This window comes from Candidatus Electronema sp. PJ, assembly GCF_048287395.1.
Lineage (GTDB): Bacteria > Desulfobacterota > Desulfobulbia > Desulfobulbales > Desulfobulbaceae > Electronema.
This window is the reverse complement of sequence record NZ_JBLWEO010000024.1, coordinates 113,698-135,457: the sequence shown is the minus strand read 5'-3', so window position 1 is coordinate 135,457 and position 21,760 is coordinate 113,698. Positions and strand designations below refer to the sequence as shown.

The following is a 21,760-nucleotide window of genomic DNA, read 5'->3' as shown; positions in this document are numbered from 1 at the left end:
TTGGTGTGGCTTAGGCTTAGATTTTGGCTGTCGTACATGGAAGTCTCCTCTTCTTGAACTTTGAGCGGTTCAGAATAGCGAGACTTCCATATTCTCCCGGAACTGTCAAACTTTCGGGAGTCCCCCGGCAAAGCCGGGGGTTTACTTATTTAAATTATGGCTGAGTTTTCTTGCAGCAGCCCTGTTCTTGCGGTAACATAAACCGTTTTCTCTGCTTGCCCCCTTTTCGCCAGAGAACCGCTGGGGGCCGATTTTGCTCCCGGAATGCAATGGCAAGCCAGGTACACGGCCTATCCTCGTTTTTCATCCGTTCTATTATGCAGGCTGATAACCTATGTTGGAGATAAAAGAATATCTGAAGGCGCAGCGGCAGATTGTCGAACAGGCATTGCAGCAATACATGCTGGCTGCCGAGGGTGATTTCGCCGCGCACCTTGAGACCATGCGCTACAGTCTCTTTGTCGGCGGTAAACGGGTGCGACCGATCTTTTGCCTCGCGGCGGCCCACTGTGTCAGCGATGCACCAGAACCAGCTGTGGACGAACTGCTTCTGCCTGCCGCCTGTGCCTTGGAGTGCATTCATACTTACTCGCTGATTCACGATGATTTACCCGCAATGGACAACGACGACCTGCGGCGGGGCCAACCTACTTGCCATAAAAAGTTTGGTGAGGCAGAGGCGATTCTGGCAGGCGACGGTCTGCTGACCTATGCCTTTGAGTTGATCAGTAGCGAGAAGTTTCCTGGCCCGGCTCCGGCAGTACGCCTGCGCTTAATTGCCGTACTAGCTCAGGCTGCTGGGCCGTTGGGCATGGTTGGAGGGCAGTATCTCGACATTACCAGCGAGGAAAAAAAGATTCCCTTTGAGCTACTCAAGACCATTCATCGCTCCAAGACCGGTGCACTGATCACGGCGGCGGTGCAGATGGGGGCGATTGGCGGTGGCGCGGATGCAGGGCAGTTGCAAGCCTTGACCGAGTATGGCAAGGCCGTTGGTTTGGCCTTTCAAATCACTGATGACCTACTTGATGCAACAGCAACCACAGAGCAACTTGGCAAGACCGCAGGCAGTGACATGTGGTTGGGCAAGGCAACGTATCCGGCCTTTTTTGGGGTAGAGAAAACGCGCTCCTTGGCTTTGGAGGCGGCAGATCAGGCTGTGGCTGCACTGGAATGCTTTGATCAGCGGGCCGAACCGCTGCGTGCGTTGGCCCGCTATATCGTTAGCCGGATGAATTGAGTTGCTACGCGGCTAGTGCGCAGGATGTAGATGCTTACTGTAGAGGTGTATCCGTTGCCTCCAATACCACGACATGGCCGTATTGGTTTTTTTTCGGTAGTAGTGACGGTTCCTTTGCATCGGTAAGACAGTATGCCACCTTCTTATCATCAGCAAGGGCAGTCAAAGCGGCAGCAAGCATTGCGTCTTTAGTAGTGCCGATCAGTTCAAATTTTCTTAACGAACCATCCCAGTCAGGAAGTGCTTGATCGCAGGTAAGCGTAGCACTGTGAGAACCTTTAACTGTGAATCCAGTAGTAAAATTATAATATACAGAACCAGCCGCCTTCACTGTTCCTGCTGTACAGCAAACATTAGCCGCATATACTGTTCCTCCCGTCAATGTCAGCAGGGCACCAGCTGCTGCAAGTATTGCCAACCTTTTTTTCGTAGTCATTTTTTGAGCTTCCTCCTTTTGTGTTGTTGTTCCTGCTTCTTTATGTACACTATAGTTGCGAGAGTGCGCTGCACATCCAGCTCAACCACCCTGCTTTGTTAGCTGTTTTTCTTCGGATCAGGCGAGGGCGGATCATAGACAACATCGACCTTGAAGAGTCCCTCATCCTCTGGGCCAAGCTCGCCCGGTGTCAGCAGCTGCCCATCACGAGAGAACAGCCGAAAGAGCATATTGTCACCCAGGAGCACCTGTCGGCCTTCCATTAGGTCTTGCGTAATCTTTTTGAATAGATAGGTCAGGGTAGTCCTGATCATCTCTTTATCCCAGTCTGGATGAGCTGCCGCGAGTTTAGCAACAAGGTACTCAAGGTCAACCTTCTTACCATATCCAGAGCGAGTGTTTTTATACGAAACGGGCGCGGCAGAGATCTTACCTTTAGACTGCAAGCGGATGGTCGCCATAACTGTTCTCCAGTAAAGGTGAGAAGAAAAGGCGGAAGAGCGTGAGGAAATGTAAGTAGCAGCTTAAAACTCGAGAGTTATTTTGTCAACTTCTTTTTGCAGAGCCTGGGAAAAAAAGGCGAGATATCTTTTACACCGGATGCAGCCCAGCCCCATCGAGCGTATGCCCCGGAGCGATACGTTCGATGGGGCTGGACAGATCGGGCGCATCTTGGGAAGGGATACGGGAAGCATTTTGGGCGAGGTACAACCAAGCGTAGCGGCTGGATTTCTCTTTCTGAAATCCAGCCGAGAGGCTCAGTGATACAGCTGCTCGTTAATTCTTTATGTACTTCGTCCAGGTTCCGTTTCCACTATTCACCTGGTCCCAGCCACCTGGGCTGCTATCAACGTAAACAGTGTCACCCACTGTCATCTTCACGATTACGTCGTTTGCAGTCATATTGGGAAGAAGCTCTTGGATAAAATCTGTGCTGTAGAGTCCAAGAACACATTCCTGTGTATCGAACACGCACCTCAATAGGGAGCGACCCTGAGTCCCACTATAAGCAAATTGCACATTGCCAAGGTTAAGGTCAAGATAGACAAGAGGTATGATAACGTTTGCTATTTGAGTGCTACCAGAGCTAACATCAACGATCAAATATGGTGGTGCAGATGGATCGTTCTTGGCGTTGTTTATTGCATCAGTTACAACTTGCTTAATGTCTGTCACATTCTTCAGCTTGAGCTGTGCCTGATCGTTAAGTGCTCCAGTTCTAGTTAAAACTATCCCTGTGACATCCATAGGGATCTCATCTGTTCCAGCAAAAGAAGCACTACCAAACAACATTGCTCCTAACACCAAGCTCATTCCTGCAAAAGAAACCTTCTTGTTCATGATATTCATCATTTCCTACTTATATAATACTCTCGCACATCACGTGCCCTGCATCAGAGACCTATTCTCTCATGCAAATCCTCTGTGAACGCAGCAGGGAACAAATCTTCCTGCTACGTCGTCTTCATATCCAAGATATCCACGACCCTGCTTGAGTACATATTCCGTATCATCTTAACCAGATCGAGGTAGTTATCCACCCGTATTTCCAGACTACTAACCGCCGAATCTGCGAAGCCCTGCAAGGTGTAAACGCCTTTGTCTGTCACGGTCACGACCGGGCCTGCCTTGCCGCCTTCTTCCATGTCGATCAGGTTGAACAGGAGATGGTCTGCATGAATATCGAGGATCGCCTGGATACGCAGCATCTCATCCGCATTGATAATGGCACTCGTAACCGTCACGTAGGGACTAGCAGCATTGTCTGTGAGTATTCCTTCATTGCCCTGCCCGAACAAAGTCAAGGGCGAACGCAACTTACGCTCGTAAACACCTGTGCGCAACAAGCCATGCTCAGTATATTGCGTGGTAATGGAAACTTTGTATTCATTATTCCAAGAGGCTTCCTGAATCGGGATATCTGGCACCAACAGCACGGACGTATTGCTAATTAGGGCAAACTGGCTCTGCACAGTCCGGCCACTGCGAGTGCCTTCAATCACACAGCCGCAGCCTTCCACGTCCTCTTCAAAGAAGAGATTCGAGCCTGTCAGCTTTAACACCCCTTTGGGATTGAGCACGTCATGCAACTTGCAGCGCGTATCCTCAGCAGCGGCAATCAAGGGTAGTTTTTGCGTCGGCGCGAGCCGCTCGAGCTGGGCGGCATGACGGAACTCGCGCATGAACGCAGCTGAAACGTGGACATTGATCTGGATTAAGTCGTCGCGGTCAGGAAGCGGGTCATCAGGTGCGTCTAATTTACCAAGAAAAGAGACGCGATAGGTAAAGGCATCCTCAAATGTTACCTGTTCACCATTAAGCAGACGTGCCTGAATCGCCTTAGGCATTGCCCGCAAGATGGCTTCGACCATCTCCGCGTTCCAGCTGGGGTTTGCCGCTGCAAGATCAGCTGCTATCTCGCTGTACCCGGCCGTATTTTTGGGTACGTGAACGATTTTGTAGGACTGGGGAACGGTGAGGGCATTGACAGCGGGTCGCCATTGAATAGTCGGCATGACTGTTCTCCTACATAAAAATAAAGAAAGAAGAAGGGAAAAGCTGCTTACCTATCTGCTGAATGATAAGGCAGAGAATGGCACTCGCTCGAAAGAGAGTCAAGAACAAATTCATCATTTCTCTTGAATATGCAATGAGACGAGAAGTGATGCACGGGAAAGTCTCTCATGAAAGAATGAGAATTCTTCTCGTGTAAGATAAAATGAATTTACGACTCGAGGATGAAGCTGCGGTTGCCTGCGCTCGTCCTTTCCCGGCAAAGTCCCTTGCTCGAGTCATTTAGAAATCATCGAGGGAGGGAAGGGGAGAACTCAAAGGAGAGAAAATAAAAATATCGCTCGACAAAAGACATGCTTGTCGAGCGAGGGAGAGTGGTCGTATTGAGCGAGAGGGGCTGGATTTCTCGGCCTGCAATCCAGCCATGCTCGCAGTGATCCAGGTTTAATCCTTTATGTACTTCGTCCAGCTACCGATTGCGCCACTGTCAGCCTGCGTCCAGCCACCAGGGCTGTCATCAATGTACACTGTATTGCCCACTTTGAGCGTCACGAGTACGTCCGGGTCGAGCAAGCCAGGAAGAATACCTGGGTCAAAATCAAGGCCTTTAAGGTTAATCACACATTCTTCTGTATTGAATACACACCGCACGACATCTACGTTACCCTGAGTAACGCGCAAGTTCAAGTAGCTTACATTAAGCTCTGGCCCCTGGAAGGAGATCGTGTGCAATGGGCTGCCACATGCGCCAATCTCAAAGTGCAAAGGAAGCCCTTGGCTCGCTGCCTCGGTTGCCGCATTCTTAATGCCTGTCACCTGCTTTAACTTAAACTGGGCCTGGTCGTTAAGTGCTCCGGCTCTTGTCAAGATGATTCCAGTGACATCCGCAGGTTCGCCATCACATGTTGGTGGTGGCGGAGTGAGACTCTCAAAGGAGATATCGTCCAGCGCAAAGTCATTGCCGCCACCAGCAGTATTGAGATTAACGATCTTGAGTGTTGCTGAAATGTCAGCCCCAGAATGCCATGGTATTGAGACTTGCTCCCAGAGTCCAGCTGTTAAGGGAGCTGTAAAGGGGGCACCAACAGGGATGTCATTCACTAAGAGCTGTAACTCTGCCGGGGAACTAGGGACCCAGCTGGCAAGCCAGGCTGAGAATACGTAATCTGTGCCTGGAGTAACGGTAACGGTTTGCGACCATACGGCAAGCCCAGGTGTTGTTGCGCCATTGACAGCCAGCATGAGTCCTGTGCCAGTGGTATGATCGCCGAAAGAGGTCGCATTGCCGTGCGCTGTCCAAGGATCAGCGAGTACATCGTAGCTGCTCTCTGGCCAAAGATTGCCTGGAGAGAAGCTGTAGTCACTGGAGAAATCTATATTCCCAGCTTCAAAATCACCGTTTACAATTGCACTAGCCATAGAAGCGTGGGTAAACAGCATGGAGCCAAAGACAATACCCATGCAGACAAAAGAAACCTTCTTGCTAAGAGTCTTCATATTATACTCCTTCTGCTCTAAGCAGAATATAAACTTTAAGTAGTATTAATCACACTTGAACGACACGCCCGCAAGGTAACTGTCATCATATTAAAAGAATACAGCACGCTTTTCCTATCTGTCAAGAAGATTATTCAGGGAAAGTTTCCTGTATTGCGCTCAATGGAACTATGCAAATACATCCACCCAGCGCAAGGCTCTTTGCGGAGAGCGATTGGATCGCAACAGGGAAACAAGCCCAAGATATCTATGCCCCAGCCTGAGTACCTATTCCGTATCATCTTGACCACTTCGAGGTACTTGTTTATCCCTATCTCTCTTCTGCTGCGGGCCGAATGCGCCAAGGCTTTTCTGCGACAACTCTTTGTAGGCACAGCCCCTTGCCCGAGTCGGGCAGCAGCTGTCGAGGGAGGGAGCTGAAAAACATCGAGCGACAAAATCCAAAAACGTCGCTCGACATTTTTGGGAAACCTCGCTCGATAAATTTTAAAAACGTCGAGCGAGGTTCTTACACAGTATCGCTCAAGGTAAGGTGTGAGTGTCGAGCGAGGTAAGGTGGCAGTCTCGAGCGAGGGAGGGTGAGCTTCTCGCTCGACAAAAAGAAAAAACATCGAGCGACAAATTTGAGAAACATCGCTCGATAAAAAATAAAAATGTCGCTCGACATTTTTGGGAAACGTCGAGCGACAAAAGGTAAATTATACGGATATGCCTGGCGTAGAGCCTAGCGTTAGTTAAGAGGGTTGTACAATTTGACGTTGTTCTTCTCTTTGCACTCTTTGAGCGTGTTTTTGTAGTCCGCAGTTACCGTAAAATCAGCAGTGGGATCATACGGCCAGTACGGAAGATGGAAGACGACTGTTGCGCTCGCGCCAGGCAGTAAGGCAGGTGTTTCAGCTACATCAGTGTGCGGGACTCCAATGTGCTGAGATGTATAGGGATCCATGAGCCGAGCAAGAGTTTTCTCGGCTTCTCCGATCCCGATATTCTTGATCTCTGCCTTGATCACAGACCTGCTTGTGGCAATATCCCATCCAGGTGTGTTGATCGACTGGACAACTAAGTCAGGGCAGCCGGGATGGGATTTCAATGGTTCTTGAATAGGATTTGCCTGAACCGAGACAGCGGTAAGCAGGACGACTATGCCGCCGAGCCATGTCACAAGTAATTTCATCATAGTATTCTCCTCCAATTTTACTTTTCATGAGCTTGACAATCCAAGGCCTTCGTGCTTAACACCCCTTGCTAGAAGTGCTTACGCAAGTACCTCACTGTAGTATTGTAGCATCTTTTTCTCGGCCTAGGCAAGACGATTATTTACGGTGTCACCAGGCAGCGTGACAGGCGTGACGGAATTGCAGAGAGCCACAGAAGGCTGGCTCATGTCGGGCAAGAAAATACAACAATGTTGCTCGAGGCAATGCAGGTGTATTGGGCGTGACTGCTGGGTAGGAAAAGCGGGGCTTGCTTGACGGCATGAGCAAGGTGAGTCAGGAGGCTACCTTGTCATCGTGTAAAACTATCCCTTGACTGAATGATATTCACGTGCAATCATGAAAAGTGATGATAGGCTCATGATCAGAAATCACAACTCCGTTGTGAACGCTTCAATCATTATTAAGGAGGAAGGAAATGGAAATCACAGCCAGCATGATCAGCTTTGCGCTGATCGCATTCTTCTACAGCTTTATTGGCAGTACGACGGTACTTGGCTCAATATATTTATCAAAGCTGTTCTTTACACCAAAGGTTGAACAAATCTTCTTCGGGGTGTTTCTCTCGATCATTGCCGGATTTTACTTGGTGTTCACCGTCTATTTCGGGGCTGATGCGGCGTGGGGTTCGGAGATGGTGGCAGCACTGTTCTTTGCTCTTCTCGGTCTCATCGGTATCCGAGTTCCTGCCGCACTGATGGTCGGCTATGCCCTACATGGTCTCTGGGATATCTTTCATGAATTCGAGGCTCATGCAGGCGACCTGCCGTGGGAGTTTACGTCTATTCCTTTGGCGTATGGCTTCTTCTGCCTTACCTATGACGTTCTCATCGCGGTGTATTTCTGGACGCGCCGCAAAGAGTGGCAAGCAGCTTGGGCTACCAGCACGACAGCCTTGGCGTAACCCTCATCAGCGGCTGGCCGCAGCAAGGTCAGCACCTCGTCAAGACGCGGGTGCCTGCTTGCTGCTGGCCAGTGTTCTGGCTGAGGCAACAGGTCTGATTAATTATTCTTGAACTGGGCGACAAGAGCTTGGACAGACTCCTTGGCATCGCCGAAATACATGCGGGTGTTGCTGTTAAAGAAAAGGGCGTTCTCAATCCCGGCAAAACCGGGATTCATCGAGCGCTTAAGCACGATGACCGCCCTGGCCCTGTGGGTCTCAATGATGGGCATTCCGTAAATCGGGCTAGACTCGTCGTGCAAGGCCGCTGGATTAACCACGTCGTTTGCGCCAATCACCACACAGACATCAACGTTGTCCATACGGGCATTGATGTCATCCATCTCCACAAGCTGGTCGTAGGGCACATCAGCCTCGGCCAGTAGCACATTCATGTGACCGGGCATCCGACCTGCCACCGGATGAATGGCATAGCTCACCTCAGTGTCGTTCTTCTCCAACAGTTCACCTAGCTCGCAGACAACATGTTGCGCCTGAGCCACAGCCAAGCCATAGCCAGGGACAAAGACCACCGAGTCAGCTGCTTCCAAGAGATAATACACATCCTCTGCAGAAGCTGGACGGATTTCCCCCTGTGCGGCGTTGCCGTCTGCTGAAGTCGCGGTGTTGCCGAAGCCGGAGAACAGCACATTCACCAGCGACCGATTCATGGCCTTGCACATGATCTGCGTAAGAATGATGCCAGAGGCCCCGACCAACGCTCCTGCCACGATTAGGAGTTTGTTGGAGATGACGAAACCCGCAGCGCAGGCAGCCAAACCAGAGTAACTGTTGAGCAGAGAAATCACCACTGGCATGTCTGCACCGCCAATGGGGATGGTCGAGGTTACGCCAAACGCCAAGGAAACCAAGGCAATCAGGACGAAAAGAAAGTAACCAAGGCTGGAACCGGGATTAACGCAGAAGATCACGGCAGCGAGGAGAGTGGCCCCTAGGATTGCCCCGTTAAGGAGGTGCTGGCTCTTGAAGGTCACGGGTTTCTGGGTAATTTTACCAGCCAGCTTGGCATAGGCGATCATCGAGCCGCTGAAGGTCACGCCGCCGATCAGGATTGAGAGAAAGGTAACGATAGCGACAAAGAGAGGCATCTCTGGCTGCTGGTGGTATTCAGCCCAGGCTAAGGTCAAGCTGGACAGGCCGCCGAAGCCGTTGAGCACTGCCACCATCTCTGGCATTTGCGTCATCTCTACCTTAATGGCCAAATACGCGCCCACCCCACTGCCGACGAGGATGCCGAGGATGATCCACTTGTAATCTAGCCCGTTGTTCATCAAGGCCACAATCACTGCAATCAGCATTCCCACCGAAGAGAGCAGGTTGCCTTGTCGAGCAGTGGCTGGAGAACTCATCATCTTCAGGCCGAAGATGAACAAAACTGCCGAGATGATATAGACAAAGTTGATAAACAGATTCACTTGTCGCGTGCCTCAGTTTTTTTTTCCTTCTTCTTGAACATTTTCAGCATCCGATCAGTAACCATGTAGCCACCAACTACATTGACCGCCGCAAAGGCTATAGCCAAAGTGCCGAGCAGGGTGGAGAAGAATGGGTCGTCGATCTGCAAAGAAGCGATAGCACCAATCAGCGGAATGCCGGAAATGGCGTTTGAGCCGGACATCAGCGGGGTGTGCAGGGTTGAGGGCACTTTGGAAATCAGCTCAAAGCCAAGGAAAATTGCTAAGACAAAAACAAAAGATAAATAGACCGCTTCCATACTAGCCCTCATTTATTCATGATGCTTTTATACATCTCGCTGACAATCTCGCCGTCATGCGTAATCAGCGCGCCTTTTATGATCTCGTCGTTGCGGTTCAGATTAAAGACCTTGGCTTTCTTGTCCCAGAAATGCTCGATAAAATTGCCAAGATTGGATGAATACATCTGGCTGGCAGTTTCAGCGAAACGACTGGGCAGATTACTGAAACCGATTACCTGCACTCCGTCGATTTCAACCAGCTTATCCACTTCCGAGCCTTCGACGTTGCCGCCGCTCTCCACCGCCATATCAATCACTACAGAGCCGGGCCGCATTGCTGCCAACATCTTACGGTCAATAATACGCGGCGCAGGTCGCCCAAAGAGCTGGGCGGTTGTAATCACCACATCAGCGCGGGCGCAGGCCTTGGTCATACCTTCCTTTTGCAAGGCGAGCTGCTCTTGGGTGAGGGCTTTGGCGTAACCGTCCTTGGTCTGACCGGTCTCGCCCAGATCAATCTTGACGAACTTTGCGCCCAGGGATTTAACTTGCTCCTCAACTACGGGCCGGGTGTCAAAGGCTTCGACCATCGCGCCTAATCGTTTGGCCGTGGCAATAGCCTGCAATCCAGCCACGCCAACGCCGATCACAAAGACTCTAGCCGGTTTAATCGTACCTGCCGGAGTGGTCATCATCGGAAAAATTTTGCCCAGATACTCCGAGCCAAGGATTACTGCCGTGTAGCCGCCAATATTGGCCTGTGAGGACAGCACATCCATTTTCTGAGCCAGCGTAGTACGGGGAATCATCTCTAGGCTGACTGCCGAAATCCCGGCCCGCCGGAGCAGCTCCACCAGTTCGGCCTCATTGAAAGGATCAAGGTAGCTCACATGCACGCAGCCTTTGTGCATCAGCTCAATCTCGTCCGCAGGCGGTTTGCGCAGACGGAGCACCATATCGGCAGACTGGAGTATATCGCTGCGCGAGCTACTCACCACCATCGCTCCGGCTTTGACGTAATCTTCGTCAGTAAATCGGCAGCTCAAGCCAAGGCCTGACTCAACCACCACCTCCGCGCCTAGCTTGACCAGTTTGTCCGCTGTGGCCGGAATCAAGGGAACCCGCCTTTCTCCAGGATGGGTTTCCTTCATGACCGCAATTCGCATAAGCAGCTCCCTGGGTTATTGACCAATATTCTTAATGCAAACAGTCAGCGATACCCTTTGATAGAGCATCATTGATTATTCGCCTGTATGCCGCCTCAACTTTGCCCACTTCTGAAAGAATCCGCTTCCGTCTCCAGCTTTCACCTGCCGTTCGGTCGCTGGTGTTGGATTGACAACCTCCGGCCATTTGCCCGGCTGCGGCTCTGGGCCTTCTAAGGCCGCAGGCGGCGGGTTAGTATCATGCAGGGCAAGCTCGTGATGAATATCTTGCCCTTCTGCCTCGCAGCAGAATTCGATGGGAATGCCGTTGGGATCAAAGGAGTAAATAGCCTGAAAGCTGCCGTGATCAATCATATCGGAGCAGGGGAAGCCAGCCGCTTCCAGCCGGTCTTTTAGCGTCCACACCGTCTCGGCAGAATCCAGCCCAAAGGCGACATGATCAAAGGCAATTGGCCCGGAGAGCGGGCGGCCATGCAGTTTCCGCTCCACGGGCTGTGCGCCGTCCCATTCAAAAAAGCTCAGGCTGGTTTCTGCATCAATCGCAAAAAAATAATGACGGAACCCGGCCTCGCCAAATCCGCTGATCAGGCGCATTCCCAGCAGGTCGCGCCAAAAACGGATGGTGGCTTCCATGTCGCCTGTCACCAGGGCAAGGTGATTGATGCCTTTGAAGTTCATCGCGTCAAGATTTCGATCTTTTTCAAGATTAACTATTTACAATTTCTGCAATCTTCCTGAACCATCCTTCAACCTCACCATCAGGGTCACGCTCTCTGATCATCTCCGCAGTCATTAGAGGGAATGCTTTTTCGGCCAGCTGTTTTTTTGCTTTGTCCTTACCCATTGTTCTATCGTATTTTTTCAAGAAAGAAAATGGCTCTGAAAATATCTTTGGAACATCCACATGTTCTGTTATCTCTATGTCAACTCCGCAGGACTCTTTTATTACTTTTGGGTGAAGATAATTCTCTATCTCTCTCTTCTTGGTCAATACACCCCACGAACCATCCAGTCTTTTGTTGACTTCCTTAACGATGTCTCCATATTTTTTAGTTACATCACTGTCATAAATATGGACTTCTGGTCTTTTTAGTAATTTCAGGTAATTTTCGTTAACCCAATGTTTTAAAGTTGATCCGCCTAACACAACAAATGCAACCCGTTCATCTTTTGTTAAATCAGGAATTGAGCTGTCAGTTTGATTTAGAGCTTTGCTGAGATATTTAAAGGCGGACACATCTGTAGGGCCTTCAACGCAGAGCAAACATTTCACCCTACTATCTGGAATAACTCCAAGTGACTCTGCAACGTTACCAAAAACATCAACGCCAGACTCAACGGTTGTTTTTCCCGTATCATCCTTTGATATGAAACGGATGCTTTCCGAAGGAAGTTCAGCGGCAAAGCCGGGGCTGTGTGTTGTAAGAAGAATTTTACATCCATCCTCTGTCGATAAAGACTTAAAGGACTCTATTAAGATACGTTGATTGTTTGGGTGCTGGGCTGTTTCAGGTTCTTCGATTGCATAAATTATGCTGCGTTTGCTACCTGCTCTCAATTTTCGCTCGGCTTCAGCTTTGAAAAAGCTGACAAGCACAAGCCTCCGCACACCGCTTCCTCTTTTGTTCAGCGGTATTCCGCCATCTGTATTCATATTGACTGAGAAGAGTCCTGTCCACTTTGCAGGCGTGGGAGGAATAAACTGCGGCGTTAATTCGCTTGCCAGCTTTGGGTCAATTTTCTTCAAAGCCTGATGCGTATTTTCAGCAATTTCTCTCGCTTTCTCTTGAACTTTCAACTGAATTTGTTCAATTTCATCTTGAACCTCTGCAATTGCTGCTGAAACAGCCGCCTTCATGGGATTTTGCACTTCATCATCTGAGTCAGTGCTATTTCTATCGCTCTGAAATAGCGCAAATATCGGCAAGTGTGCTTCCAGTTGCTCCCAAATCCTTTTGCTGTCTTCTTTAGATTTATTTACAGGGATTGCCACTTCAGCAAGTTTCAAATCTTGCTCTGAATTCCATATAGCTTTCCGCATGACAGGATTACCCTTCATGGGACAATCAAGGTTCCGATCTCTTGCTAATTTTTGCAGTTCTTTTTCTTTAAGATCAAGAAGGTTGGCTACATCTTTCGCTGTCGGATGATAAGACAAAACAAATATCTCTGCTGTTACCCTTTGTTTGCTGCAATCATATCGTTTTTGAATTTTTAACGTTCCCTCCTTAGTCAAAAGATACTCTTCCGCTAAAGTCGTCTGCGCTCCAGCATCGAGCGTCAGTTCTCCTGGGAAGTCAGAGAATTCACAGGTGATTTTTATTTCTTTGTTATCGCTATAAATATTACAGTCATCCTTTTCTATTTTGACAGTTTCATTATTAAAAAACACCTCCAACGCTTCGAGAACAGAAGATTTTCCACTGTCGTTCTTCCCGATAAATACTGTAAGATCAGAAAGATCAACTTTAACTTCCGCCTGATAGCAGCGAAAATTTTCTATAGACACAGAAAGTAGATTCATAATTATAGTTGATATAGAAGTTAGATTATCCTCAAACTCTCCAGCAGCCGCGATGAATATTATCAAATCAGCCGTTTGAGAGAAGGGCTATCACATAGATTGACCTGCGCCAGCTACCGAACAGAGTGTTCTGCCACAGATTGTAGCGGAGTTTCGTAGCCCGAAACGCGGTGCGCTGCAAGGGGCAGCAGTCTGCTCATATTGAAAAGGCGGCCAAGCGTTTTTTTGCCTGCGCTCGCGTTTTTTCTGCCGAAAAGCACGTTTTCTTTGCTCCGAACAAAAATATATCCCGTTCACCAAAAAGCACGCTTTTTCCTTTTAAAAAAGCCTCAGATCATATTGAAACGCCGCAAATGAAATGTTGTCCGCCAAAATAAAGTTTAATTTGCCGCAAACAACATGTTGTCTGTCATAAGAAATTTTCGTTTACCTCAAACGAAATGTTATCCGCTAAAACAAATTTTCATTTGTGGTAAACAACATGTGATTTACCTCGAATAACATGTTGTCCGTCAAAAATAAGTTTAGTTTGAGGCAAACTAAACTTTGGTTGAGGCGACCACGGGTTGTCTGCCAGGCTGATTTGGGAGCAGTGGCGAAAAATTTTCCACCGTGGCAAGCAGTTGCTGCCAGTCGTCGCGATCAGCCCGGCAAGGCATTCAATCCCTCTAATAGCCGCACATGAATTTTATCGAACCCGCCATTGGAAAGAATGGCATCGGTGTCGGGAAAATACTCCGCAGCCAAAACTTTACGTTTTACGTTGCGCAGCAATTGAATGAGTTTTAAGCCAATCTTTAAGAGCGTCATTAATCCTTGCCTGCCAGCCCGCTCCCATTTCTTTAAACGCGCTGACGATTTCTGTATCTAATCGGATATTGACCGGAGTTTTAGTTTGTTCTAACGCCGGACGATTGCGACGTTTTGGTTTAAGCATTTCCGCTGCAACAACAGCACCGAACAACTCTGGCAAAACAGCGGAAGCTGGTTTAGCCTGAGCAAACCACTCGTCGGTAACTTCAGGATTATCGCGAGTAATTTTTTCAGGATTTGGTTTGCTCGCCATATTTTTTCCTTTCACGTTTTTTGTTGGCGCGTCGAAAACTGATCACATGAATTTTGCCGTTTCGCGGAGTAAAGACGACCATGTGCAGATGGCCATCAACAAAACCGAGAGTTTGATATCTGCGCTCGCCATAGTCTTCCCGGACATCTTCCACGATAACGGCAGAATTCCAGTCAAAATTCTCAACCATTGTGAATGACAGGCCAAGCTCTCGTATGTTGGTTTCATTCTTCTCTGGATCAAAGCTCAGTTCCATAATGAATTGGCCCCGGCAAGGCACGCAAGCCCTCCAGCAGCCGCACATGAATGTTGTCAAACCCGCCGTTGGAAAGAATGGCGATCACATCACCAGGCCGTGCCCGCGCCAGCAGAAAAGCAAGAATGGTATCGGTGTCGGGAAAATACTCCGCCGGAATGCCCTGCTGGTTCAGGGCCGCTGCCAGCTGCTGCGAGGAAAAGCTGTCGCCCGGCGCGGCGTGATCAAGCGGCATAATCTCCCGCACCACCACCATGTCCGCGCCGACAAAGGCCGTCTCGTATTCCCGCTGAAAGACCGCCCGGCGGCTGGTGTTGGTGCGCGGCTCAAAAACAATCAGCAGGCGGCGATGAGGCCAAGCCAGCCGCAACGCGCTGATTGTCTCGCGCACGGCGGTGGGATGATGAGCGAAATCATCAATTACCGTGATGCCGTTGACTTCGCCGCGCACCTGCTGCCGCCGCTTCACGCCCTCAAAGGAAGCCAGCCCGCGCCGGATTTCCTCATAGCTGAGGCCAAGATGCTCCAGCAGAGCGATCACGGCCAAGGCATTGAGCGCATTGTGCTTGCCCGGCATGGGCAGCGAAAATTCACCGAACAGGCTGCCGTCTTTCCAAGCGGCAAAAGTCGAGCCAAGCCCGGCAGCGGCAAAATCCCGGAGCTGCCAGCGGCAGTTCGCGCCCCTACCGTAGCCGATTACCTGACCAGGACAAAGCGCGGCAATTTCCGCCACCACTGGATCGTCCATGCAGGCAATTAACGCGCCTTCTGCCGGAATCAGGCGGACAAATTCACCGAAGGAAGCCTTGATTTGCTCCAAATCAGCAAAAATGTCGGCGTGATCAAATTCAATCGAGGTGACAATGGCGCAGAAGGGCCGGTAGTGCAGGAACTTGGAAACTTTGTTGAAAAAGGCGGTGTCGTACTCGTCGCCCTCAATCACGAAACAGTCGCCTCTGCCGATGCGGTAGTTGCTACCGAATGCTTCGACAATCCCGCCAATAAAAAAGCCCGGCGAGCGGTCAGCTCGGTGCAGAGCCGTCGCCAGCAGCGAGGATGTCGTGGTTTTGCCGTGCGTTCCGGCCACAACCAATGGCTTGATTGCGCTGTGCAGGAAAAAATGCCCCAGAGCCTGCGGCATGGAGAGGTAGGGAATGCGCAGCTCGGCCAGCCGCTGCGCCTCCGGGTAAATGGCCCGGATGACGTTGCCGACGATGACCAAATCCGGGCGCGGCTCCAGATTTTCCGGCCTGTAGCCCTGCATCACCGTGATGCCAGCCTGCGCGAGAAAATCCGACATCGGCGGATAAACGTTCTGATCTGAGCCGCTGACCACGTAACCGCTTTCCTTGAGCATCCCAGTTAAAGCGGCCATCGCTGTGCCACAGATGCCCATCAGGTGGATATGGCGGATATGCTCCGGCGCATAATTGAGCTGCGGATCAAGCTGCGCTGTCATCGCTCAACTCTCTCGCCGACTTCTTGATGGTGTTGAAAACCCGCTCGTAATGCTCCTCAAAATTCGCCGGAGTCACCTTGCCGATCTCGATGAATTTGACCATGATCTCCTTGGTCGCTTTCAGCACTGCCTCGTCAGTCACGGGGCGGACAAAGGGCTGTCCTTTCTGTTCAGGCATCTTCTTGTATTGTATGGCGTGAAAAAGAAAAGAAACCTCAGCCGCCCGGAAGAAGGCCAGTTCAGTTCGGGCGGCTGAGGTTATCTCACGCAAGGAAAACCTTGGCAGCACTCCTTGGGAGAATTTTTTAGAAATCCGATCTGATTATCGCTAATTCTTTGCCAATGCCTCGAAATCCACGGCCTCGGCATAAGCAAGCAGCATGGATTGATCAACAGCTCGACCTTTGACTGTGACAATAAAACGACTGTCCACGACAATGTTGATTTCGCCGCTGCGGTCGTTGGCGTTGTATTTGATGATGGCTCGCTGCTGCTTGACCGTTTGCAGGTTTCCACCAGAGGCACCGGCAAATAGGGGATTATTGAGCATCATGATAATCGACTGGAGAACAGGTGAATCCGAGACGATCTCGACCGAAAGTGCCGCACCAACGCTGGTGTAGTAATCGCGACTGACCGTCGAGCCACCTCCGAACACTGCTGTGCCTAAGAATTTGGCTGCTGGTTCTTTGGCGAGCCAACCAAATAGGGGGGTGGGCAATAGAGCCTTCATCCGTTCGCTTTTCTTCTGGCGAATTAACTGAGCAGCGTAGTCCAAGTTAGAAATCGCTCCGGCGAAATCATTGGCCCGGTACTGACGGAGAGCTTCTTCAATCGTGACGATAATGTCGTCCTTGGCAACAGATAATGCAGCAACCGCTGTTGGCTCGCCAGGACTGGAAGAATTCTGGAGCTGCTGAACAACGTTGCCCGCCGGGGGCGCGGTAGGGAGAGAAGTCTTGCCCTGCTCAGTTCCAAGATTGGGAGCAGGAGAAGCTCCGGCAAGTTGCTGCCAGATGTTCACGTTAATATCTTCAGCAGGCTTGTGCGGTTCCACCTGCGGCTGCTGGGCAGGGGTATTGTCAGACTGCGGGGTGACTGGAGCCGCATTTTGACTGACCGCAGGTTCTTCCTGTTTTACTTCCTCTTCAGCCCGGTACTGACGTACAACCTCTTCAACCGCCCGCAACAGCTCTTCCTCTTTTTCCGCCGCCGCTGCTGGCGTGAGAAGGCAACCGACGATCAAGGTGAGTGAAATGGCGACGGAAAGGATTATTCTCATCATGTAATTCATGTATTTTCCCGCGAAAAGGATATATTTGCACTTAATTAGTGATACCAATCCGCACGCGAGGTGTCAAGCGAAGAACAGGTGACAGCACTCTGCCATCTCAGAAGTGGTCCGTGAAATACGGCATCAGCACCTTGGGTAATTGCACTGTACCGTTTTCTTGCTGGTAGTTTTCCAAGATGGCCAGCAAGGTGCGGCCTACTGCGAGGCCGGAGCCGTTTAGGGTGTGGACAAGCCGACTCTTCTTCTCGCCTTCGGGGCGATAGCGGATGCCTGCTCGCCGCGCCTGAAAGTCGAGGAAGTTAGAGCAGGAGGAAATCTCCCGGTAGGTGTTCTGGCCAGGCAGCCAGACTTCTATATCGTAGGTCTTGGCCGAAGAAAACCCCAAATCACCAGCGCAAAGGGCCACCACTCGATAAGGTAATTCCAGCAGTTGCAGCACCTCCTCCGCATCAGCAAGCAGAAATTCCAACTCCTGACTAGAGGTCTCTGGCGTGACGAATTTCACCAGCTCTACCTTGTCAAACTGATGCTGGCGGATCAACCCTCTGGTGTCTTTGCCATAAGAGCCTGCCTCAGAACGGAAGCAGGGCGTGTAGGCGGTATATTTAAGCGGCAGCTCGACCTCGTTTAGGGTCGCGTTGGCGTGAATATTGGTCAACGGCACCTCGGCGGTCGGGATCAGCCAGAGATCGCGGCCCTCCAGTTTGAACAGGTCTTCCTTGAATTTCGGCAATTGGCCGGTGCCGGTCATGGTTTGCGCCGTGACCATGAAGGGCGGCAGGAACTCAGTGTAGCCGTGCTTCTGGGTGTGCAGATCAAGGAAGAAATTGATCAAGGCCCTGGACAGCCGGGAGGCGAAACCTTTGAGCAGACAGAAACGGGCACCAGAGAGTTTGGCTGCTGTTTCAAAATCAAGGATGCCAAGTTGCTCGCCGATTTCCCAGTGCGGCTTAGGCTGAAAGGAAAACTCCGGGATCTTGCCCCAGCGTTTAACCTCAACGTTGTCTTTGTCGTCCTTGCCCGCAGCTACCGAGTCGTCGCAGAGATTGGGGATAGACATCACGGCATCTTCCAGCTGTACCTGAATTTCCGCGAGGATGCGATCCAGTTCGGCAATCCGGTCAGAAACCTGCCGCATATCCAGAATCAGCGGCTCGGCCTTGGCCTCGTCGCCTGCCTTTTTTAGAACGGCGATCTCTTTAGAGACGATGTTGCGCTGATTTTTCAACTGCTCGGTTTCGGCCAACAAGGTCAGTCGTCGGGCATCAGTGGCGGCAAAGGTGTCGATGATTTCCGTGTTCATGCCTCGGCGGAGGCATCTTTCTCGGACAAAGGCGATATTTTCCCGGATGAAACGTAATTCAAGCATAATAGGAACCAAAAAGAGAAAGTTAAAAAGCAATGTCAGCAGGCTATCAGACTTTTTAGCACGGTGCGAGACTCTCCGCAACGGGTATTCAATTGATTTTGCTCTGTAGGTTTGTTACATAAGATAAGGTCGCCGCAGGCAGGGGCAGGCGGGCGGCTTTTGCCTCTGAACTTTTCCGCCTTCCAGCAGTCTATGAAGCAGCATTATACCAACATCGTGCTTTTTCTTGCGGAGCTGCGCAAATCACTCCGCCTTGCAGCCTTCAGCCTGCTGGCCCTGACCGTTGCCCTCTTCTTTCTCTCCGCTGATTTGATAGGGGCCTTTCAGCAGCATTTGCACGAGAGGCTGTATTTTTTCTCTGTGGCCGAACCCTTTCTTGCCCATGTCAAGGTCGCCTTTTTTGCCGCAGTCTGCCTGTTGATGCCACTCTTCATGCACATTCTTTGGCAGGCCCTGGGCAAACCTTTTGGCGTGACTGGCAAGAAGCTCTTCTGGTTCACCTTAGCCACCTGCGCCCTGTTTTACGTAGGAGCCTTGTTCTGCTGCCTTGTTACTTTGCCCTACGGAGCAAGTTTCTTGCTTGGTTTTCAGTCAGAACACCTGAAGCCCCACATCGCCATTGGCAGCTTTGTTAATTTCGTGGCCATCTTTGTGCTCGCCTTTGGCTTGATCTTTGAGCTGCCCGTCTTCATGGTTTTTTCTGCCCAAACTGGCGCACTGTCGCAGCAGTTCTATGCCAAAAACCGTCGCTTCGCCATTCTCGCCATTGCCATCCTCGCTGCACTGCTGACTCCCACGCCTGATGTGGTGAACATGCTCTTAATGGGCGGCCCGCTCTACCTGCTGTACGAGGCCGGAATTCTCGTCATCCGTCTCTTGCGGATTGACAGACAGTAGAAGGACAGACTAAAACTCTATGACTTGAATGCCATGTTGCAGCAGCAGGGCAGCAGTCACGCCAACTTGCGGCTTCAAGCCACAGGAGGGACTTTTGGCTTTGAGCAGGGCCAGCTGAATCTTCTGCATTTGGGCAATTTGCAAGACAGCCTTGGCACCAGCGATGAATTGTTGGCTGACATCGGTGCCTTCCTGGGTAATGACCGTAGCACAGCCTGCGAGCACTTGTTCCCCACTGCCAGTTAGGTTTGCCGGCACGCGGGGTGTGGCTAAACCGCCGAGTTGCTCTGGACAAACTGGGATGTAATGAAGATTTTGCAGCAGAGTTAAGCAGCGACTGTCTGGTTTACTTTGTCCATCATAGCGGGTACAGAGACCAAGCAGGCAGCTACTGACAAGACAGCGTTGAGAGTTATGTGTAAGCATGGTGGAGAAGAAAGAAGAACTATACCCTTCTTGCGCCGTCTCATCCAGCTTAATCATTGGGTTGTTCGCAGCAAAAAGCACTTGAAAAAAGGAGAAGGGGTGCAGCGTCAGAGACAGGGCTTCAATAGGAGAGAGAAAAGAGCATTGGCTCGGCTTCTGCCCATTGTCTTTATTCTGGCCCTGCTCCTGCTTGCCTTTGCGCCAGGCCGCAGTCTGCGCTCCTATATGCAGGTCAAACAGAAGACCGAAGTCATGCGGCTAGATAACGAGCGACTTCAACAGGAAACAGCCCAGCTGCGCGAGGAAATCCGTCTGCTCAAGCATGATGTGAAATATTTGGAAAAGATTGCCCGCGAAAAATACGGGATGTTGAAGAAGAATGAGGAGGTGTATTATGTTGATCCAATCCAGCCTGTTGAACCAAGCCCGGAAAGCAACGACGAAAATAACGAGCCAGAAGGCAAAATAATCCCATAACACCCCGTTACCCTTGTCTTGCAGAGAACTCCTGATCCAGCCTCGCTGCGCCAGCTCCTCCAGCAGATTCGCGGCCTGCTTGCCTGCCATCTTGCTCTCGGTTTGAACCATTATCCTGCGACCCCAGAGTTGCGCCGATTTGCAGCAACACGGACAGCAGTAGCCCCGCAGCAGGTTCGGCAAGAACAGCCAGTTCCTGCTCAACAACCGGCTCGCGTCGCAGTTGCACAACACGAGCCTGTCTCTCATCTCAACGAACTTACCCAGCAGCTTGCCGGGTGTCAGCGGTGCTCGTTGGTATCTACGCCGGTACTGGGTTTAGGCAAAATCTCCCCCCGGCTACTGGTGGTCGGCGACTGCTTTCTCGGCAGCACTCCGCCAATGGAAAAATTGATCTGGGGCCGGGACGAAGACGCGCTGTTCTGGCGGATGATGGCCGCAATCCAACTGAACCAAGACGCTCTTTATGTAACTAATCTTATAAAATGCGGGCAACAGACGTTACCCCAAGCCAATGCCGCCAGGCAAGGATGTTTATTCTGGCTTGAGCAGGAACTGCGGCTCTGTCAGCCGCTTCTAATTTGTGCAATGGGAGAAATGGCGGCGCAGGTGTTGATCGGCAGCATTGCGCCGCTGCTGCGTTTGCGGGGGAAATTCCATCCTTGCTGTCTGCCTGTAGCTCCTCAAGCGCGCGTGGTGGCCACATACCATCCCCGCTTTCTTCTGCAACAGCCAGAGTTGAAAGGAGCCGCCTGGGAAGATTTAAAGATGCTCCAGGGGCGACTGCGTTAATCAGGCCTCTGACAGCAGTCCTGTTGATTTGGATAACTTTTCGCCTCGGTTACAAAGGAGTTGTACTCGGCCACCAAGGAGTTTTGCTTGGCCGCACTCCTTTCCAAGTCGGCAAAACTCCTCTGCGGCTTGGCCAAACTCCTTTGCAACTCAGCCGGACTCCTTGGTTAGTCGGCCAGACTCCTTTCCTACTCGGCCAAACTCCTCTGCAAGTCGGCAGAACTCCTTTGCGGCTCGGCTAAACTCCTTGCCGACCGAGTATAATTCGCGACGAATTTCGGCGGCGGAGTCGCCAAGTACCTCTGCAAGCCCGTATTCAACAGGGCGATTGCTGGCAACGACTGGCAGTATCTTGGGTAAGAGGTCTATTTTCTGAAGCCTGAATCTCCTGAGCAGAGAATTTCCGCAGCTCAACAGCGGAAGGGATTGTCTCTTTGCTGAGAACTCCGTACAATACTTGGATGAATGGTGTT

24 protein-coding genes are annotated in these 21,760 nt (G+C 50.8%); 5 read left to right on the top strand and 19 right to left on the bottom strand.

Annotated features, from left to right (window positions below; translation table 11 throughout):
- Positions 1–337 precede the first annotated feature (337 nt).
- Positions 338–1,240 carry a polyprenyl synthetase family protein gene (locus ACNKIB_RS03695; protein ID WP_417909200.1) on the top strand — a complete coding sequence of 301 codons (903 nt, stop codon included), beginning with the start codon at positions 338–340 and terminating at the stop codon, positions 1,238–1,240.
- 34 nt (positions 1,241–1,274) lie between these two features.
- Here the strand turns inward: ACNKIB_RS03695 and ACNKIB_RS03690 are convergent, their stop codons facing one another.
- The 6 genes from ACNKIB_RS03690 to ACNKIB_RS03665 form a co-directional block, all read right to left on the bottom strand.
- Positions 1,275–1,676: a hypothetical protein gene (locus ACNKIB_RS03690; RefSeq protein ID WP_417909198.1), complete on the bottom strand. Its 402-nt coding sequence runs from the start codon at positions 1,674–1,676 to the stop codon at positions 1,275–1,277.
- Between the two features lie 98 nt (positions 1,677–1,774).
- Positions 1,775–2,137: a hypothetical protein gene (locus tag ACNKIB_RS03685; protein WP_417909197.1), complete on the bottom strand. Its 363-nt coding sequence runs from the start codon at positions 2,135–2,137 to the stop codon at positions 1,775–1,777.
- Between the two features lie 316 nt (positions 2,138–2,453).
- Positions 2,454–3,017, bottom strand: a complete 564-nt coding sequence (locus tag ACNKIB_RS03680; RefSeq protein ID WP_417909196.1) for a hypothetical protein — start codon at positions 3,015–3,017, stop codon at positions 2,454–2,456.
- Between the two features lie 113 nt (positions 3,018–3,130).
- On the bottom strand, positions 3,131–4,192 hold the full coding sequence (locus ACNKIB_RS03675) for a hypothetical protein (RefSeq protein WP_417909195.1): 1,062 nt from the start codon (positions 4,190–4,192) through the stop codon (positions 3,131–3,133).
- A gap of 442 nt (positions 4,193–4,634) precedes the next feature.
- Positions 4,635–5,687: a hypothetical protein gene (locus ACNKIB_RS03670; RefSeq protein ID WP_417909194.1), complete on the bottom strand. Its 1,053-nt coding sequence runs from the start codon at positions 5,685–5,687 to the stop codon at positions 4,635–4,637.
- Between the two features lie 730 nt (positions 5,688–6,417).
- Complete coding sequence (locus ACNKIB_RS03665) at positions 6,418–6,864, bottom strand: CARDB domain-containing protein (protein WP_417909193.1); 447 nt, start codon at positions 6,862–6,864, stop codon at positions 6,418–6,420.
- 455 nt (positions 6,865–7,319) lie between these two features.
- On the opposite strand from ACNKIB_RS03665, the gene ACNKIB_RS03660 reads away from it, so the two are divergent.
- The gene (locus ACNKIB_RS03660) at positions 7,320–7,805 is read left to right on the top strand and encodes a DUF6010 family protein (protein ID WP_417909192.1); all 486 of its coding nucleotides are present in this window, start codon (positions 7,320–7,322) and stop codon (positions 7,803–7,805) included.
- A 98-nt stretch (positions 7,806–7,903) separates the two neighbouring features.
- Here the strand turns inward: ACNKIB_RS03660 and ACNKIB_RS03655 are convergent, their stop codons facing one another.
- The 11 genes from ACNKIB_RS03655 to serS all read right to left on the bottom strand — a co-directional run bounded on the left by ACNKIB_RS03655 (position 7,904) and on the right by serS (position 18,695).
- Complete coding sequence (locus ACNKIB_RS03655; protein WP_417909191.1) at positions 7,904–9,280, bottom strand: NAD(P)(+) transhydrogenase (Re/Si-specific) subunit beta; 1,377 nt, start codon at positions 9,278–9,280, stop codon at positions 7,904–7,906.
- Positions 9,277–9,579, bottom strand: a complete 303-nt coding sequence (locus ACNKIB_RS03650; protein ID WP_417909190.1) for an NAD(P) transhydrogenase subunit alpha — start codon at positions 9,577–9,579, stop codon at positions 9,277–9,279. The genes ACNKIB_RS03655 and ACNKIB_RS03650 overlap by 4 nt, the downstream gene beginning before the upstream one ends.
- Before the next feature lie 8 nt (positions 9,580–9,587).
- The gene (locus ACNKIB_RS03645) at positions 9,588–10,727 is read right to left on the bottom strand and encodes a Re/Si-specific NAD(P)(+) transhydrogenase subunit alpha (protein WP_417909189.1); all 1,140 of its coding nucleotides are present in this window, start codon (positions 10,725–10,727) and stop codon (positions 9,588–9,590) included.
- Between the two features lie 75 nt (positions 10,728–10,802).
- On the bottom strand, positions 10,803–11,405 hold the full coding sequence (locus ACNKIB_RS03640) for a VOC family protein (protein WP_417909188.1): 603 nt from the start codon (positions 11,403–11,405) through the stop codon (positions 10,803–10,805).
- Positions 11,406–11,433: 28 nt separating this feature from the next.
- A complete protein-coding gene (locus tag ACNKIB_RS03635; RefSeq protein ID WP_417909187.1) occupies positions 11,434–13,251 on the bottom strand; it encodes an ATP-binding protein in 1,818 nt (605 codons plus the stop codon).
- Positions 13,252–14,002: 751 nt separating this feature from the next.
- On the bottom strand, positions 14,003–14,317 hold the full coding sequence (locus tag ACNKIB_RS03630) for a BrnA antitoxin family protein (protein ID WP_417909186.1): 315 nt from the start codon (positions 14,315–14,317) through the stop codon (positions 14,003–14,005).
- Positions 14,295–14,573, bottom strand: a complete 279-nt coding sequence (locus ACNKIB_RS03625; protein WP_417909185.1) for a BrnT family toxin — start codon at positions 14,571–14,573, stop codon at positions 14,295–14,297. The genes ACNKIB_RS03630 and ACNKIB_RS03625 overlap by 23 nt, the downstream gene beginning before the upstream one ends.
- Positions 14,557–16,032: a UDP-N-acetylmuramate:L-alanyl-gamma-D-glutamyl-meso-diaminopimelate ligase gene (mpl, locus tag ACNKIB_RS03620; RefSeq protein ID WP_417909184.1), complete on the bottom strand. Its 1,476-nt coding sequence runs from the start codon at positions 16,030–16,032 to the stop codon at positions 14,557–14,559. The genes ACNKIB_RS03625 and mpl overlap by 17 nt, the downstream gene beginning before the upstream one ends.
- On the bottom strand, positions 16,016–16,210 hold the full coding sequence (locus tag ACNKIB_RS03615) for a hypothetical protein (protein WP_417909183.1): 195 nt from the start codon (positions 16,208–16,210) through the stop codon (positions 16,016–16,018). The genes mpl and ACNKIB_RS03615 overlap by 17 nt, the downstream gene beginning before the upstream one ends.
- Positions 16,211–16,360: 150 nt before the next feature.
- Positions 16,361–17,326, bottom strand: coding sequence for a hypothetical protein (locus tag ACNKIB_RS03610; protein ID WP_417909182.1), 966 nt, complete (start codon positions 17,324–17,326; stop codon positions 16,361–16,363).
- Between the two features lie 97 nt (positions 17,327–17,423).
- Positions 17,424–18,695, bottom strand: a complete 1,272-nt coding sequence (serS, locus tag ACNKIB_RS03605) for a serine--tRNA ligase (protein ID WP_417909181.1) — start codon at positions 18,693–18,695, stop codon at positions 17,424–17,426.
- 192 nt (positions 18,696–18,887) lie between these two features.
- Between serS and tatC the strand changes: the two genes are divergently transcribed.
- Positions 18,888–19,592, top strand: a complete 705-nt coding sequence (tatC, locus tag ACNKIB_RS03600) for a twin-arginine translocase subunit TatC (RefSeq protein ID WP_417909180.1) — start codon at positions 18,888–18,890, stop codon at positions 19,590–19,592.
- Between the two features lie 9 nt (positions 19,593–19,601).
- Here the strand turns inward: tatC and ACNKIB_RS03595 are convergent, their stop codons facing one another.
- Positions 19,602–20,075, bottom strand: a complete 474-nt coding sequence (locus ACNKIB_RS03595) for a DUF523 domain-containing protein (RefSeq protein ID WP_417909179.1) — start codon at positions 20,073–20,075, stop codon at positions 19,602–19,604.
- 87 nt (positions 20,076–20,162) lie between these two features.
- Between ACNKIB_RS03595 and ACNKIB_RS03590 the strand changes: the two genes are divergently transcribed.
- Both ACNKIB_RS03590 and ACNKIB_RS03585 read left to right on the top strand, forming a co-directional pair.
- On the top strand, positions 20,163–20,495 hold the full coding sequence (locus ACNKIB_RS03590) for an FtsB family cell division protein (RefSeq protein ID WP_417909178.1): 333 nt from the start codon (positions 20,163–20,165) through the stop codon (positions 20,493–20,495).
- Between the two features lie 18 nt (positions 20,496–20,513).
- On the top strand, positions 20,514–21,287 hold the full coding sequence (locus ACNKIB_RS03585) for a uracil-DNA glycosylase (RefSeq protein WP_417909177.1): 774 nt from the start codon (positions 20,514–20,516) through the stop codon (positions 21,285–21,287).
- A gap of 150 nt (positions 21,288–21,437) precedes the next feature.
- On the opposite strand, the gene ACNKIB_RS03580 is transcribed toward ACNKIB_RS03585, so the two are convergent.
- Positions 21,438–21,701 carry a hypothetical protein gene (locus ACNKIB_RS03580; protein ID WP_417909176.1) on the bottom strand — a complete coding sequence of 88 codons (264 nt, stop codon included), beginning with the start codon at positions 21,699–21,701 and terminating at the stop codon, positions 21,438–21,440.
- Positions 21,702–21,760: the final 59 nt, after the last annotated feature.